The sequence below is a fragment of the Amycolatopsis sp. NBC_01488 genome, assembly GCF_036227105.1.
Taxonomy (GTDB): Bacteria; Actinomycetota; Actinomycetes; order Mycobacteriales; family Pseudonocardiaceae; genus Amycolatopsis.
Genome location: NZ_CP109434.1, coordinates 2,317,182 through 2,331,655, shown reverse-complemented (window position 1 = coordinate 2,331,655; position 14,474 = coordinate 2,317,182). Strand labels below are relative to the sequence as shown.

Annotated in this window: 13 protein-coding genes; 11 read left to right on the top strand and 2 right to left on the bottom strand. The window is 70.5% G+C overall.

From position 1 onward, the window contains the following. Positions 1-3: 3 nt before the first annotated feature. The 4 genes from OG738_RS11210 (at position 4) to OG738_RS11195 (ending at position 5,728) form a co-directional block, all read left to right on the top strand. Positions 4-3,222, top strand: coding sequence for a penicillin acylase family protein (locus tag OG738_RS11210; RefSeq protein WP_329053412.1), 3,219 nt, complete (start codon positions 4-6; stop codon positions 3,220-3,222). A 70-nt stretch (positions 3,223-3,292) separates the two neighbouring features. Continuing rightward, positions 3,293-4,333, top strand: a complete 1,041-nt coding sequence (locus tag OG738_RS11205) for a trans-sulfuration enzyme family protein (protein WP_329053410.1) — start codon at positions 3,293-3,295, stop codon at positions 4,331-4,333. A gap of 61 nt (positions 4,334-4,394) precedes the next feature. Then, positions 4,395-5,153 carry a hypothetical protein gene (locus OG738_RS11200; RefSeq protein WP_329053408.1) on the top strand — a complete coding sequence of 253 codons (759 nt, stop codon included), beginning with the start codon at positions 4,395-4,397 and terminating at the stop codon, positions 5,151-5,153. Then, positions 5,150-5,728 carry a class F sortase gene (locus OG738_RS11195; RefSeq protein WP_329053406.1) on the top strand — a complete coding sequence of 193 codons (579 nt, stop codon included), beginning with the start codon at positions 5,150-5,152 and terminating at the stop codon, positions 5,726-5,728. Before OG738_RS11200 ends, OG738_RS11195 begins: the two co-directional genes overlap by 4 nt. Here OG738_RS11195 and OG738_RS11190 read toward each other — a convergent pair. Together OG738_RS11190 and OG738_RS11185 are read right to left on the bottom strand one after the other, a co-directional pair. Next, complete coding sequence (locus OG738_RS11190) at positions 5,714-6,754, bottom strand: patatin-like phospholipase family protein (RefSeq protein WP_329053405.1); 1,041 nt, start codon at positions 6,752-6,754, stop codon at positions 5,714-5,716. The two genes, OG738_RS11195 and OG738_RS11190, sit on opposite strands and share 15 nt — an antisense overlap. A 10-nt stretch (positions 6,755-6,764) precedes the next feature. After that, the gene (locus tag OG738_RS11185; RefSeq protein ID WP_329053403.1) at positions 6,765-7,511 is read right to left on the bottom strand and encodes a FadR/GntR family transcriptional regulator; all 747 of its coding nucleotides are present in this window, start codon (positions 7,509-7,511) and stop codon (positions 6,765-6,767) included. 66 nt (positions 7,512-7,577) lie between these two features. On the opposite strand from OG738_RS11185, the gene OG738_RS11180 reads away from it, so the two are divergent. The 7 genes from OG738_RS11180 to OG738_RS11150 are packed head-to-tail and all read left to right on the top strand — an operon-like array spanning position 7,578 to position 14,470. After that, on the top strand, positions 7,578-9,068 hold the full coding sequence (locus OG738_RS11180; protein ID WP_329053402.1) for an ABC transporter substrate-binding protein: 1,491 nt from the start codon (positions 7,578-7,580) through the stop codon (positions 9,066-9,068). After that, positions 9,065-10,009: an ABC transporter permease gene (locus OG738_RS11175; protein WP_329053400.1), complete on the top strand. Its 945-nt coding sequence runs from the start codon at positions 9,065-9,067 to the stop codon at positions 10,007-10,009. Before OG738_RS11180 ends, OG738_RS11175 begins: the two co-directional genes overlap by 4 nt. Further along, positions 10,009-10,815, top strand: coding sequence for an ABC transporter permease (locus OG738_RS11170; RefSeq protein ID WP_329053398.1), 807 nt, complete (start codon positions 10,009-10,011; stop codon positions 10,813-10,815). The genes OG738_RS11175 and OG738_RS11170 overlap by 1 nt, the downstream gene beginning before the upstream one ends. Next, complete coding sequence (locus OG738_RS11165) at positions 10,812-11,543, top strand: ABC transporter ATP-binding protein (protein ID WP_329053396.1); 732 nt, start codon at positions 10,812-10,814, stop codon at positions 11,541-11,543. The genes OG738_RS11170 and OG738_RS11165 overlap by 4 nt, the downstream gene beginning before the upstream one ends. Beyond that, on the top strand, positions 11,540-12,313 hold the full coding sequence (locus tag OG738_RS11160; protein ID WP_329053395.1) for an ABC transporter ATP-binding protein: 774 nt from the start codon (positions 11,540-11,542) through the stop codon (positions 12,311-12,313). Before OG738_RS11165 ends, OG738_RS11160 begins: the two co-directional genes overlap by 4 nt. Beyond that, positions 12,306-13,718 (top strand): aldehyde dehydrogenase family protein, encoded by a 1,413-nt coding sequence (locus OG738_RS11155; RefSeq protein WP_329053394.1) that lies wholly within the window; start codon positions 12,306-12,308, stop codon positions 13,716-13,718. Before OG738_RS11160 ends, OG738_RS11155 begins: the two co-directional genes overlap by 8 nt. Continuing rightward, positions 13,715-14,470, top strand: coding sequence for an SDR family NAD(P)-dependent oxidoreductase (locus tag OG738_RS11150; protein WP_329053393.1), 756 nt, complete (start codon positions 13,715-13,717; stop codon positions 14,468-14,470). Before OG738_RS11155 ends, OG738_RS11150 begins: the two co-directional genes overlap by 4 nt. The last annotated feature ends 4 nt before the right edge of the window (positions 14,471-14,474 follow it).

Sequence of the window (14,474 nt, the reverse complement as noted above, 5' to 3'; positions counted from 1 at the left end):
GGTATGCGACGTGGCATCCGCGCCCTGACCTTGACGGCACTGGGGGCCCTCGTGGCCGGCCTCACCCAGGTCGCCGTCACCGCCCCGACCGCGCAGGCGGCCGCGTCGCCCGACGACTACTGCGGGGGGCAGTGCAACGACATCCTGCCGCCCGGCGAACAGGGCAGCGCGACCCTCGCCGAGATCCTGGCGCACAAGGTGCTCGGCACCCGGCCCGACCACGCCGCGGACCAGATCGGCAAGTACGCGTCGCTGGCCGGCGGCTACAAGTCGCTGACCACCAGCACGATCAGCCAGTACTTCAACGACTCCTCGTTCGGCGTCCCGGCCGACCAGGTCGCGAGCACGACCCAGCCGCGGTCGGACGTCACGATCGTGCGGGACAAGGCGCTCGGCGTCCCGCACATCACCGGGACCACCCGCAGCGGCACCGAGTTCGGCGCCGGGTACGCCGCCGCGCAGGACCGGCTGTGGCTGATGGACGTGCTGCGCCACGCCGCCCGCGGCCAGGTCACGCCGTTCGCCGGCGGCGCCGAGGCCAACCGCGAGCTGGAGCAGCAGTTCTTCTCGAACGCGCCGTACACCGAGGCCGAGCTGCAGCAGCAGATCGACCACGTCGCCGCCAGCGGCCCCCGCGGCGCACAGGGCCTCGCCGACGCGCAGGCCTACGTCGACGGCATCAACAAGTACATCAACGACTCCCACAGCGGCCGCTACTTCCCGGGCGAGTACGTGCTGACCGGGCACATCGACTCGATCACCAACGCCGGGACGATCGACCCGTTCAAGCTGACCGACCTCGTCGCGCTCGCCTCGCTCGTCGGCGCCGAGTTCGGCGCGGGCGGCGGCGGCGAGGTGCAGAACGCCATCGCGAAGCTCGCGATCCAGGAGAAGTACGGCGTCGTCCAGGGCGAGAAGGTGTGGCAGAGCCTCCGCGCGGAGGACGACCCCGAAGCCGTCAAGACGCTGCACGACGGCCAGACCTTCCCGTACGGCAAGACGCCGGCCAACGCGGTCGGGCAGGCCCTGCCGGACAAGGGCTCGGTGACCGGCCAGCAGCTGGTGTTCGACCAGACCGGCTCGGCGGCCACCACGACGCCGTCCACTGTGGACGTCCCGGCGCCCGCCGACCAGGAGCCGGCCCGCGGGATGTTCGACAACGGCGTGCTGCCGGGGAACATGCTGAGCGAGAAGCACGGCATGTCGAACGCGCTGGTCGTGTCCGGTGCGAAGACCGCCAGCGGCCACCCGGTCGCCGTCTTCGGCCCGCAGACCGGCTACTTCGCCCCGCAACTGCTCCTGCTGCAGGAGCTGCAGGGCCCGGGCATCAGCTCGCGCGGCGCGGCCTTCGCCGGCCTGAGCCTGTACACGCTCCTCGGGCGCGGCCAGGACTACTCGTGGAGCGCGACGACGTCGGCGCAGGACATCATCGACACCTACGCGCTGACGCTGTGCGACCCGACCGGCAAGGCGCCGACGAAGGACTCGAACTACTACACCTGGCAAGGCCAGTGCATCCCGATGGACACCATCGAGGTCAAGAACGCCTGGAAGCCGACCGTGGCCGACGGGACCGCGGCGGGCTCGTACACCCTGCGCAGCTACCGGACCAAGTACGGGCCGGTGCAGAGCCGGGCGACCGTCGGTGGCAAGCCGGTGGCGTACGCGGCGCTGCGCTCGTCCTACTTCCACGAGGTCGACTCGCTGATCGGCTTCCAGGAGCTGAACGACCCGGGCTTCGTGAAGTCCGCCGCCGACTTCCAGAAGGCCGCGGCCGACATCAACTACACGTTCAACTGGTTCTACGCCGACTCCAAGGACATCGCCTACTTCAACTCCGGCAGCAACCCGTCGCGGCAGTCCAATGTGGACCCGAACATGCCGGTGTGGGGCGACCAGGGCCACGACTGGATCGGCTGGAACCCCAGCGGCAATGTCGCGACCTACACGCCGGCGTCGCAGCACCCGCAGTCGATCAACCAGGACTACTACGTCAGCTGGAACAACGCGCAGGCCAACGGCTACGCGGCCGCGGGCGCCGACAAGTCGGCCGTGCACCGCGTCGACCTGCTCGACTCGCGCGTCAAGAAGCTGATCTCCAGCGGTACCAAGGTCACCCGGGTCAACCTGACCCAGGCGATGGAGGACGCCGCGCTCGCCGACCTGCGGGCCGAACGCGTCCTGCCGCTGCTGCTGCAGGTGCTCGACAAGACGCCGACCACCGGTGCGGCCGCGGACGCCGAAGCGAAGCTCAAGACGTGGCTTTCGAACGGCCAGCAGCGCAAGGAGACGTCACCGGGCAGCAAGGCGTACTCCGACGCCGACGCGATCCGCATCTTCGACGCCTGGTGGCCGCTGCTCGTCCAGGCCGAGTTCAAGCCGGGCATGGGCGACGACGCGTACAACGCGATGACCGGCGTGCTGGGCATCAACGAAAGCCCGTCCGGCTTCCAGAACGGCAACGGCCAGCACACCGGCCAGCCCCACAAGGGCTCGTCGTTCCAGTTCGGCTGGTGGGGCTACGTCAGCAAGGACATCCGGCAGGTGCTCGGCCAGCCGGTGGCCGGCCCGCTCGGCCAGACGTTCTGCGGCGGCGGCAACGTCACGACGTGCCGCCAGGCGCTCGTCGACTCGCTGACCACGGCCGCCGGCCAGGCCGCGAGCACGGTCTACCCCGGTGACGCGTCCTGCTCGGCCGGTGACCAGTGGTGTGCCGACACGATCGTGCACACCGCGCTCGGCGGCATCACGCAGGACAAGATCAGCTGGCAGAACCGGCCGACGTTCCAGCAGGTCGTCGAGTACACCGCCCACCGCGGGGACAACATCGCGAACCTCGCGCCGGGGAAGACGGTCAGCGCCACGAGCGCCGAGACCGGCTTCTACAACTCGCCGGCGTCGAACGCGATCGACGGCGACGCCTCGACCCGCTGGGCCAGCGACTGGAGCGACGACCAGGCGATCACCGTCGACCTCGGCTCGGTGCAGCAGGTCTCGCGGGTGGGCCTGAGCTGGGAGTCCGCGTACGGCAAGAGCTACCGGATCCAGACCTCGCCGGACGCGGTGCACTGGACGGACTCGGCGGTCGTCACGGACGGGGACGGCGGGCAGGACAACGTGTCCTTCGCGCCGACGCAGGCCCGGTTCGTGAAGATGCAGGGCGTCCAACGCGGCACGAAGTACGGGTACTCGCTCTACGAGTTCGAGGTGTACGCCCACTGAGCAGGCCGGGCCGCCCGTGGACGCGCGGGCGGCCCGGCCACCCCACCGGTGCGCGGTTACCGTGAGGCGCATGGACGACTGGACGCCCCGCACCAAGGCCATCACCGCCGGCCGGCCGCACGGCCCCGGCGAGCCGCTGAACACCCCGCTCGTCGCCACCAGCACGTACCAGGCCGGGGGCGACTTCGTGTACGCGCGCGGCGACGGGACGCCGACCTGGCACGCCCTCGAAGAGGCCGTCGGGGCGCTGGAAGGCGGCCACGCGACGGCGTTCGCGTCCGGCGTCGCGACGCTGTCCGCGGTGCTGGACCTGCTTCCGGTCGGGTCGCGGGTGGTCGTGCCGACGTTCAGCTACGCCGTGACGCGCGGGGTGCTCGCCCACGCGCAGAAGCTCGGCAAGCTCGCCGTCACCGAACTGGAGCCGACCGACACCGAGGCGTGGGTCGCCGAGGCCGCGACGGCCGACCTGGTCTGGCTCGAGTCGCCGACCAACCCGACGCTCGACGTCATGGACATCGAGACGATCGCCGCCGCCGCGCGCGGCCGGGTCGTCGTCGACAACACCTTCGCGACGCCGTTGCAGCAGCGGCCCCTGGAGCTGGGCGCCGACATCGTCGTGCACAGCGCGACCAAGCTGATCGGCGGGCACAGCGACCTGCTGCTGGGCATCACGGTGGCGAAGGACCCGGCGGTCGCGGAGGAGCTTCGCGGGGCCCGGACGCGCGTCGGCTCGACGCCGGGCGCGCTCGAGGCGTGGCTCGCCCTCAGGGGGCTGCGGACCATGCCGGTGCGGCTGGCCGAGCAGTCCCGCACCGCCGCGCTGCTGGCTTCGCGCCTCGGCTCGCACCCGGCGGTGACGCGGGTGCGGTACCCGGGCTTCGGGATGATGGTGTCGTTCGAGGTGGCCGACGCCGAGACGGCGGACCGGGTCTGCGCGTCGGTCCGGCTGATCGTCCCGGCGACGAGCCTCGGCGGCGTCGAAAGCCTGGTCGAACGGCGGGCGTGGCTCCCGGGCGAGGAGCGCGTCCCGGCGGGACTGATCAGGTTCAGCGTCGGCCTCGAAGACCCCGAGGACCTGTGGCGTGACCTGGCGGCCGCCCTTCCGGAGTAACACGGCCGGGTGAATCCTCGATAGTCGCGGCATCGCAGGTCAACCGCCGTTGGGAGTCGTTGTGGGTAGAACGCTGAACCGGGTCGCGGGTGTCGTTTCGGCGGCGGCGCTGGCCACCTTCGCCGCCACGCCGGCCGCGCTGGCGGAGGAGACGGACACCACCTCCCCGGAGACGACGACCACGACGTCCACCTCGGAAACGACGACCACCACGGCGCCGACCACGACGGAAACCACGAGCGAGTCCAGCCCGGTCACGACCACTGGCAACACCCCGGCGGACCCGACCAATGAGGTCACCAAGACCACCACACCGGTAAAGACCACTTCGACTTCCGCGGACAGCGAACCGCCGAAGGACGACTACCAGGACAACACCGGCGCGGGCTTCGTCGGCCTCGGCGGCGAAGGCGTCCTGGTGATCAACTGCGCGGCGGGTGCGCCCGGCAACCTCGCCGCTCAGTACCTGAGCGTCACCGGCGGCCCGGATCAGGACGAGTCCGACGGCCGGACCTGGAACTACACCGTCCGGGTCGCCGACGCGCCGGCCGGCACGACGACGGCGAAGTTCAGCTGGACCTGCAACGGCGTCGAGGGCAACGGCACCGTCGAATTCCAGCAGCCGGAGGAGCCGCCGACCTCGACGAGCCCGAGCACCAGCACCACGGTCGCGTCGAGCACCGCGCCGGTCACCACGGCGACCACGACCACGACCACTTCGACCACCACCACCGCTTCCGGCAACGCCGCACCGAAGGCCCAGGTCAAGGTCGCCCCCAAGGGCGGCGTCGAGACCGGCTTCGGCGGCACCGCCTGGTGACGGTCCGGCGGGCGGGGGCGGCACTCGCCCTCGTCCTGACGCTGGCCGCCTGCAGCACCCCGGAGCAGCCGAAAGCCGCCGCGCCCGTGCCCGCGTCGGTGCCGGTGACCGCGCCGTTCAAGGGACTCCGGCCGACGTCGGTCAAGATCCCCAAGATCGGCGCGGAGTCGAGCCTGCTGGCCGTGGCCGTCAAGACCGACGGCTCGATCTCCGTCCCGTCGGTGCACCAGCCGATGCAGGCGGCCTGGTACAAGCTCTCGCCGGTGCCCGGCGACGTCGGCCCGGCGATCGTGCTCGGCCACGTCGACGGCGACAAGAAGCCCGGGATCTTCTACAAGCTCAAGGACCTCGCACCCGGCGACGAAGTCGACATCGACCGCAGCGACGGGAAGCACCTGAAGTTCGTCGTCGACCGCGTCACGCAGGTCCCGAAGGACACGTTCCCGCGCGACGCCGTCTACGGCAACAGCGACAAGCCCGAGTTGCGCCTGATCACCTGTGGTGGCGCGTTCGACCACGCCGAGCACAGCTATGAGGACAACATCGTGGTCTACGCGAACCTAGCCAACGCCTGAGCCCGGGTACGGGTATTCGGGCCTGAGACCGGTTCCCGGGCACACCCAGCGGCGCATGCCCGCGTCGCAGACCGCGTAACCCCAGTTGATCAGGTTGTCCTGCAGCCGCTCGGACATCCGCGTCAGCCGCGTCTTCGTCTCGGCCAGCGCGCGCGTCCGTTCGACCGGCGCGGGCAGCGCGTCGGGCAGCTCGAAGTGCGTGATGTCGCTGTAGGTCGCCCAGTACGTGCCGGCGAACTGCTTGTCCTGGTAGGACTTCAGCAGTGAGCCGGTGCGCAGCTCGCGGACCTGGTTGTCCATCACGGTCAGCACGCGGAACATCTGCATCGGCCAGGTGCGGTTCGGCTTCTCCTCGTGCTTCATCTTCTTGCCCGCGTCGCTGACCAGGACGGTCGCGCGCTGGTTCTCGATCGGGTCGAGGCCGAGGTTGTCGTACACGCCCGCGTCGCTGAGCACGATCTTGCGGCCCAGCTGGTGCGGGTCCGGGATCACGACCGGCGAGAGCATCGGCGGGAAGGCCGACGACGCGGCGACCGCGGTCGCCAGCGGCACCTGCCCGTGCGGGCCGGGCTGGCGGAAGAACCACCACAGCGAGCCGTCCTGCAGGCTGGTCGCGGTGAACACGAAGTTCGGGCCGGCCGGATCGAGGTCGGCCAGGCGACAGTCGCCGAAGAGGTGCTTCGCGTAGCGGCGCGCGAGCTCTTCGCCCGCGCTGCGCCACGGCATCACCAAGGCCTTCAGCGTCACCGGGACGTCGAGGTTGGTGCGCGCCAGTTTCCGCAGCGGCTGCACGACTTCCTTGCCGAAGTTCTCCGCGACGCCGTCGTCGCCGAAGAACAGCTTGTGCCACCGGTGGGCCAGGACGCCCGCGGCGATCGAACCGCCGGAGACGCTGGAGACGGTGGTCAGCTTCGGCAGCCAGCCGAGCTCGTTGAGCCGCCACAGCGCGCCCGCGTGGAAGAGCATCGCGCGATAACCGCCCCCGGACAGCGCGAGCCCGACGCCGTCCCGTTCCGCCGTGTCCATCCCGCCGAGTCTATGACCGCAGCAACGGTGTGAGCAGCGGCCGTTGCCCGGCGGGCACGTAGTCGGCGTAGTTGTCGTACAACGCCTGCTTGGCGAGGTGCGCGGCGCCGGCGCCGTCGGCCGAGCGGATCGCGTCGAGCACCTCGGCGTGGTGGGAGAGCCACGCGCGCATCAGCGACGTCCGGTTGCTCGCGTGCTCCAGCTTGTCCTCGATGAGTTCCAGCACGACCCCGCGCACGACCTCCTCGCTGACCACCAGCAGGGGATTGCGGGAGATGCGCGCGATGACTTCGTGGAAGGCGACGTCCGCGCGGCTGAACTCCGCGTAGCCGTGTGAGACGCCTTCGCGCATCGCCTCCAACGCCGTGTCGAGGCCGGTCAAGTCGTCGTCGGTGCGCAGCTCGGCGGCGAGCAGGTGGGCCGAGCCGTCGAGGATCATCCGGAACTGCAACAGCTCCGCGAGCCCGACGTGGTCGGCGCGCGCCAGCCGGTGCATCGAGCGGTGCAACGCGGCGGGCGACGCGGCCAGCACCTCGGGCCCACGCGGGTCGCCGGGCCGCGACCGGATCATCTCGGCGGCCTGCAGCACGCGCAGGGCTTCGCGGATCGTCGAGCGGCCGACGCCGAACTGCGTCATCAGCTCGCGTTCGCTGGGCAGGCGCGCACCCGGCCTGAGCGCGCCGCTGATCACGGCCTGCTCGATCTGCTCGACGACCCGCTCGTACGCGCGGACCGGAGCCACCGGTTCGAACCGCATCCCTTGACCTCGTCGTCCGCTCAGTGCAGGCTACTGGTCAGACCAGTGTACCGACCTGGAGGCCAGATGAAAGCCCGGATTCCCGTGCTGGCAGCGGTGCTGCTGCTCGTGGTGTCCGGCTGCTCGGCGGGCTCGTCGGCGAGTGTTTCCGCTGGTCCGGACACGCTTTCCGTCGGCTTCACGGCCGAGCCCGCGAACTTCGACCTCACCAGGACCGACGGCGCCGCGATCCCGCAGGCGTTGCTCTACAACGTCTACGAAGGCCTGGTGAAGCTCGACTCGCAGGGCCGGATCGTGCCGCTGCTCGCGAAGTCGTGGACCATCAGCCCGGACCGGAAGACCTACGACTTCCAGCTGCAGCCCGGCGTCAAGTTCAGCAACGGCGCGCCGTTCACCGCCGAGGACGTCAAGTTCTCGCTGCTGCGCGTGCAGACCGACTGGACGATCTCGATCAAGTCCACGATGGACGTCGTCGACCACGTCGACGTCGTCGCGCCGGACCACGCGCGGGTCGTGCTGTCGAAGCCGTCGAACGGCTGGCTGTTCAGCCTCACCAGCCGGCTCGGCGCGATGTTCAGCCCGACCGGGATCGCCGACCTGGCGAACAAGCCGGTCGGCACCGGGCCGTACGTCGTGGCGGCGCGCAAGCGTGGCGACTCCGTGGTGCTGAAGGCGAATCCGGCGTACTGGGGCCGGAAACCGGCGTACCAGACGGTGGTCCTCAAGTACATCAAGGAACCGACCGCGCTGAACAACGCCCTCTACAGCAACGGCATCGACGTCATCTCCGCGATCACCGCGCCGGACTCGATCCCGCAGTTCCAGGCGGACGACCGGTTCCAGGTCGTCCAGGGCACGTCGAACAGCGAGGTCACCCTCGCCATGAACAACGCGCGGGCGCCGCTGAACGACGTCCGCGTGCGCCAGGCGCTGACGTACGCGATCGACCGGAAGGCGTTGCTGGACACGGCGTGGGCCGGTCGCGGCACGCTGATCGGCAGCATGGTCCCGCCGACCGACCCCTGGTACGAGGACCTCTCGAACGTCTACCCGTTCGAGCCCGCGAAGGCGAAGGCGCTGTTGACCGAGGCGCACGCGACGAACCTGAACCTGCGCCTGCGGATCCCGAACCTGCCGTACGCGGTGTCGGCGGCGCAGGTCGTCCAGTCGCAGCTCGCGGACGTCGGCGTGCGGACCACGATCGAGCCCCTCGACTTCCCGGCGGTCTGGTTGAAGCAGGTGTTCACCGATCATGACTACGACCTGTCGATCATCCAGCACGTCGAGGCCCGCGACATCACGACGTTCGGGAAACCGAAGTACTACTGGGGTTACGACAGCAAGCGCGTCCAGCAGCTGCTCGCCGAGGCCGACAGCGGGACGCCGGAGCAGCAGGTCGCGGACATGAAGCTGGTCGCGCGGCAGATCAACGCCGACGCGGCCGCGGACTGGCTGTTCCTGTTCCCCAACGTGATCGTGGCGAAGAGCAAGGTCACCGGGTTCGTGCAGAACCAGGTCAGCGAGTCGTTCGACCTCACCGGATTGGCGCCGCGATGACGGCCAGGGTGCTGCGCCGGGTGGCGATCTTCGTGGTCAGCGTGCTGGTCGCGTCGATCGTGGTGTTCCTGTTCATGGCCGTGCTGCCGGGTGATCCGGCGCAGGTCGCGCTCGGCGTCAACGCGACGCCGGAGCTGCTCGCCAAGACGCGCGCGGAGTTCGGCATCGACCGCCCGCTGGTCACGCAGTACTTCGACTGGATCGGCGGCGTGCTGCACGGCGACTTCGGCCGTTCGTACGTCACGCGCGACACCATCGGCCCGCAGCTGCTCGACCGCCTCGGCGTCACGCTCTGGCTGGTCGGCGCGGGCATGCTGGTGGCGCTGGTGATCGCGATACCAGCCGGCACGTTCGCCGCGGTGAAGCACCGGAAGGCGGCCGGGGCGGGCGTTTCCGGGCTGTCGCAGATCGGCGTCGCGATCCCCGCGTTCCTCGCCGGGATCATCCTGGTGCAGATCTTCGCCGTGCAGCTGCGCTGGCTGCCGTCCGGGGGGTGGACGCCACCGGACCAGGACTTCGGCGAGTTCTTCCGCGGCTTGATCCTGCCGGCGTTGTCCCTGGGCTTGGTGCAGGGCGCGGTGCTCACGCGCTATGTGCGCTCGGCGGTACTCGACACGCTCGGCCAGGACTACCTGCGCACCGCGCGGTCGAAGGGACTCCGGCCCGGACAGGCTCTGGTGCGGCACGGCTTGCGCAACGCGTCGGTCCCGGTGGTCACGGTGCTCGGCCTGCAGCTGGCGACGCTGCTGATCGGCGCGGTCGTCGTCGAGCGCGTGTTCGTGCTGCCGGGCCTGGGTTCGATGCTGCTCGACGCCGTCGCCTCCCGTGACCTGCTGACCGTGCAGGGGATCGTGCTGGTCCTGGTGGTCGGCGTGCTGCTGGTCAACTTCGTCGTCGACGTCCTCTACACCGTGCTCGACCCGCGATTGCGAGGTTCGTGATGCGCAATCTCGTCGTGGGCGGGGTGCTCGTCGGCCTGGTCGTGCTGGCCGCGGTCCTGTCGTTCTTCTGGACGCCGTTCGACCCGGTGAAGGTCGACGCCGCCCACCGGCTCTTGGGCTTCGGCGGTTCGAACTTGTTCGGCACCGACAAGTTCGGCCGGGACGTGCTCAGCCAGATCATGGTCGGCGCGCGGACGACGTTGTACGTCGGTGTCGTCGCCGTCGGGATCGCCGCCGTCATCGGCACGCCGCTGGGCATCCTCGCCGGGATGTCGCCGCGGTGGCTCGGCGAGTTCGTCATGCGGGTCAACGACCTCGTGCTCGCGTTCCCCGCACTGCTGCTGGCGATCATGTTCGGCGCGGTCTTCGGCGCGGACACGCTGACGGCGATGGTCGCGATCGGCATCGCCACGATCCCGTCGTTCGCGCGGATCGCCCGGTCCGGGACGCTGCAGGTGATGAGCACCGAGTTCGTGCTCGCCGCGCGCGCCGGCGGCCGCTCACGGCTGACCATCGCCATCCGGCACGTGCTGCCGAACATCTCCGGCCTGCTGATCGTGCAGGCGTCGGTGTCGTTCGCGATCGCCGTGCTCGCCGAAGCGGCGCTGTCGTTCCTCGGCTTCGGCACGCGGCCGCCGACGCCGTCGTGGGGCCGGATGCTGCAGGAGTCCCAAGAACTTCTCACGGTCCAGCCGCGGCTGGCGCTGGTGCCGGGCATCGCGATCGCCGTGGCCGTGCTGGGCTTCAACCTCCTCGGCGACGGCCTGCGCGACCGCCTGGACCCCCGATTGGCGGCCCGCGTATGACGCTCTCCGTGCGCGGCCTCAGCGTGAATTCGCTGGTCCGGGACGTCTCCTTCGAGGTCGGCGCGGGCGAGCGCGTCGGCCTGATCGGCGAGTCCGGGTCCGGGAAGTCGTTGACCGCGTTGGCGATCATGGGCCTGCTGCCCGAGGAGCTGCGCGCGTCCGGCTCGGTCCGCGTGAACGACCGCGAACTGCGCGGAATGTCCGAAAAGGACCTGTCTCGGGTGCGCGGCAGCGAGCTGGCCATGGTGTTCCAGGAGCCGATGACGGCGTTGAACCCCGCCATGCGCGTCGGCCGTCAGGTCACCGAGCCCGGCCGGATCCACGGCGTTCGGCACCGCGCCGAAGACCTACTTTCCGCCGTGGGCCTCGCGGGCACGGCTCGCGCGTACCCGCACCAGCTGTCCGGCGGGCAGCGGCAGCGTGTCGTGCTCGCGATGGCGCTGGCCAACGCGCCGTCGCTGCTGATCTGCGACGAGCCGACGACCGCCCTCGACGTCACCGTGCAGGCGCAGATCCTCTCGCTCATCAAGACGTCGTTGCCCGCCGAGAGCGCGTTGCTGTTCATCACGCACGACCTCGCGGTGGTCGCGTCGGTGTGCGAGCGCGTGCTGGTGATGCTGGATGGCGAGATCGTCGAAGCGGGCTCGACGCGCGAAGTGCTGACGTCGCCGAAGCACGAGTACACGCGCAAGCTCCTGGACGCCTCGGACCTGGAGGCCCGGCGATGACCGTCATCGAAGTCCGCGACCTCGAACGCCGGTACGCCCGGCGCGACGTGCACGCGCTGCGCGGCGTCAGCTTCGACGTCGAAGCGGGCCAGCGGTTCGGCATCGTCGGCGAGTCCGGCTCGGGCAAGTCGACGCTGGTCCGGCTGCTGGCCGCACTCGACCGGCCGACCGCGGGCACGGTGTCGTTCCACGGTCGACGTATCGACAACCTGCCGGAACGTCGACTTGGCTTCCTGCGGTCGGAGCTGCAGATCGTCTTCCAGGACCCGATGGGCTCGCTCGACCCGCGGATGCGCGTGCGGGACATCGTTTCGGAGCCGCTCGGGCACCGCGAACCCGATCGCGTCGCCGAGCTGCTGGCCGCCGTCGGACTCCCCGCCGACGCCGCCCAGCGCTACCCGCACCAGTTTTCCGGCGGGCAGCGGCAGCGCATCTCGATCGCCCGCGCGTTGGCACCCAACCCGAGCGTCCTGATCGCCGACGAGCCGGTCAGCGCCCTCGACGTCTCCGTGCGCGGCCAGATCCTCGACCTGCTCGCGTCGCTGGTCGAGCAATTCGCGCTGACGCTGATCTTCGTGTCGCACGACCTCGGCGTCGTCCGGCACGTCTGCGATCGGGTCGCGGTGATGCGCCGCGGTGAGATCGTCGAGCTGGGTGACGTGGCGCAGGTCTACGGCGCGCCACAGCATGAGTACACCCGGGAACTGCTGGCCGCCGCGCCGAACCTGCGCGCGGAACTGGCCCGGCTGAGCGGAGGTGACGATGACTGAATTTCCGGGCGGCCTGCCGGTCGGCGCGGGCTGGGTGTCCACTGTGGACGATATGGAAATCGTTTTCCCCTACGACGGGAGCGTCATCGGACGGGCGCCGATCGGGACGCCGGAGCTGGCTCGACGCGCTGTCGACGAAGCCGTCGCCGTCGCGCGCGAAGTGGCTTCGCTGCCTTCGCGGACTCGCCGCAAGCTGCTCAACGACGTCGCCGCTGCCCTGGCTGAGCGGCGCGAAGAGTTCGAGAACCTGCTCGTCCTGGAGACCGGGAAGCCGCTGGTCGACTGCCGCGTCGAGGTCACGCGCACGATCGTCACGTGGGAAGCCGCGGCCGAAGAGGTCTCGCGGCTGCACGGCGAGACCGTGCCGCTGGACCTGCTGCCCTCGGGTGACGGGCTGGTCGGGTTCTGGAAGCGGAAGCCGATCGGCGTCGTCGTCGGCATCGCGGGCTTCAACTACCCGCTGCTGCTGGCGTCACACAAGATCGCGCCCGCCATCGCCGCCGGCTGCCCGGTGATCGTCAAGCCCGCGCCGCAGACGCCGTTGGCCACGCTCAGGCTGGTCCACCTCGTTCGGTCGGCGGCGCCGATCGCCGCCATGGTCCAGCTGGTCACCGGGGACGCGTCCGTGGGAGCTGCGCTGACGACCGACCGCCGGATCGGGGCAGTGTCCTTCACCGGCTCGGCCGCGGTCGGGCACCGCATCGCCCGCGACGCGGCCCCGACGAAGACGCTGCTGGAACTCGGCTCGAACGCGGCGCTCGTCGTCGCGGAAGACGCCGATCTCGACGCCGCGGTGGATGCCGTGCTGCGCGGCGGGTTCTACGCGTCCGGCCAGGCGTGCATCTCGGTGCAGCGGGTGTTGGTCGTCGCGTCGGTGGCTTCGGAGTTCACCGAACGGCTCCTCGCGCGGCTCGACGAAGTCGTCGTCGGTGATCCGCGGGACGAGAAGACGCGGGTGTCGGCGCTGATCGACCCCGCTTCCACTGATCGGGTCGCCGCGTGGATCGAGAAGGCCGGCGCCCGTCAGGTCGGCGGTGGTGTCGACGGCACCGTGCTGCGGCCGACCGTCCTGCTCGACGTCCCGGACGGCGTCGAGGCCTGGGACGAGGAGATCTTCGGCCCGGTCGTCTGCGTGCGCACGGTGTCCGATGTGGACGAAGCGTTCGCCGCGGTGAACGCGTCCCGCTACGGCCTCCACGCCAGCGTCTACAGCCGGTCGCTGCACACGGCGTTCCGGGCGCTCGACGAGCTGGAGGTCGGCGGCGTCGTCGTCAACGAAGTGCCCGGCTTCCGTTCCGACACCATGCCGTACGGCGGCGTGAAGGACTCCGGCATCGGCCGCGAGGGGCCGCGGTTCGCCGTCGAAGAGCTGACCGTGACGAGGATGGCGGTACTGCGGCCATGACGTACGAAAAGCTGTTCCGGCTCGACGGACGGCGGGCCGTCGTGCTCGGCGCGGGTGGCATCGGCCGCGAGGCCGCGCGAGCCTTGGCCGCCCACGGCGCTTCAGTCGTCTGCGCCGACCGCGACGTCGAAGCCGCGCGCGAGACCGGCGTCGGCGAGGCGTACGAGATCGACCTCCTGGAGCCGGGCGCGATCGACCGGGCCGCGACGGAGCTGGGCCCGCAGGACGTCGTCGTGCTGACCGCCGCGACGAACGTCCGCAAGCGCTTGCTGGACTACACGCGGGAGGAGTTCGACCGCGTCATCGCGCTGAACCTCGGCGTGACGTTCGAGGTCGTCCGCGTCTTCGGCGCCGACATGGTCGCACGCGGGCGGGGGAGCATCATCGGCTTCTCGTCGATCCGCGGCACGACCGTCGAGCCCGGCCAGGGCCCGTACGCGGCCACGAAAGCCGGGCTCGTCCAGCTGTTCCGGACGGCCGCGGCGGAGTTCGGCCCGGCCGGCGTCCGGGTCAACGCGATCGCTCCCGGCGTCGTCGAGACTCCGCTGACCGCGCAGATCAAGGCGAACCCCGAGTGGTACGACGCGTACGCGGCGAAGGGTGCGTTGGGACGCTGGGCGCGTCCGGACGAGCTGGCCGGCGCCGTCGTGTACCTCGCTTCGGACGCTTCGTCGTTCGTGACCGGGTCCGTGCTGGCGGTGGACGGCGGCTGGACCGCCGTCGACGGCCGCTTCGAACCGCCCACCTCGTGATTCG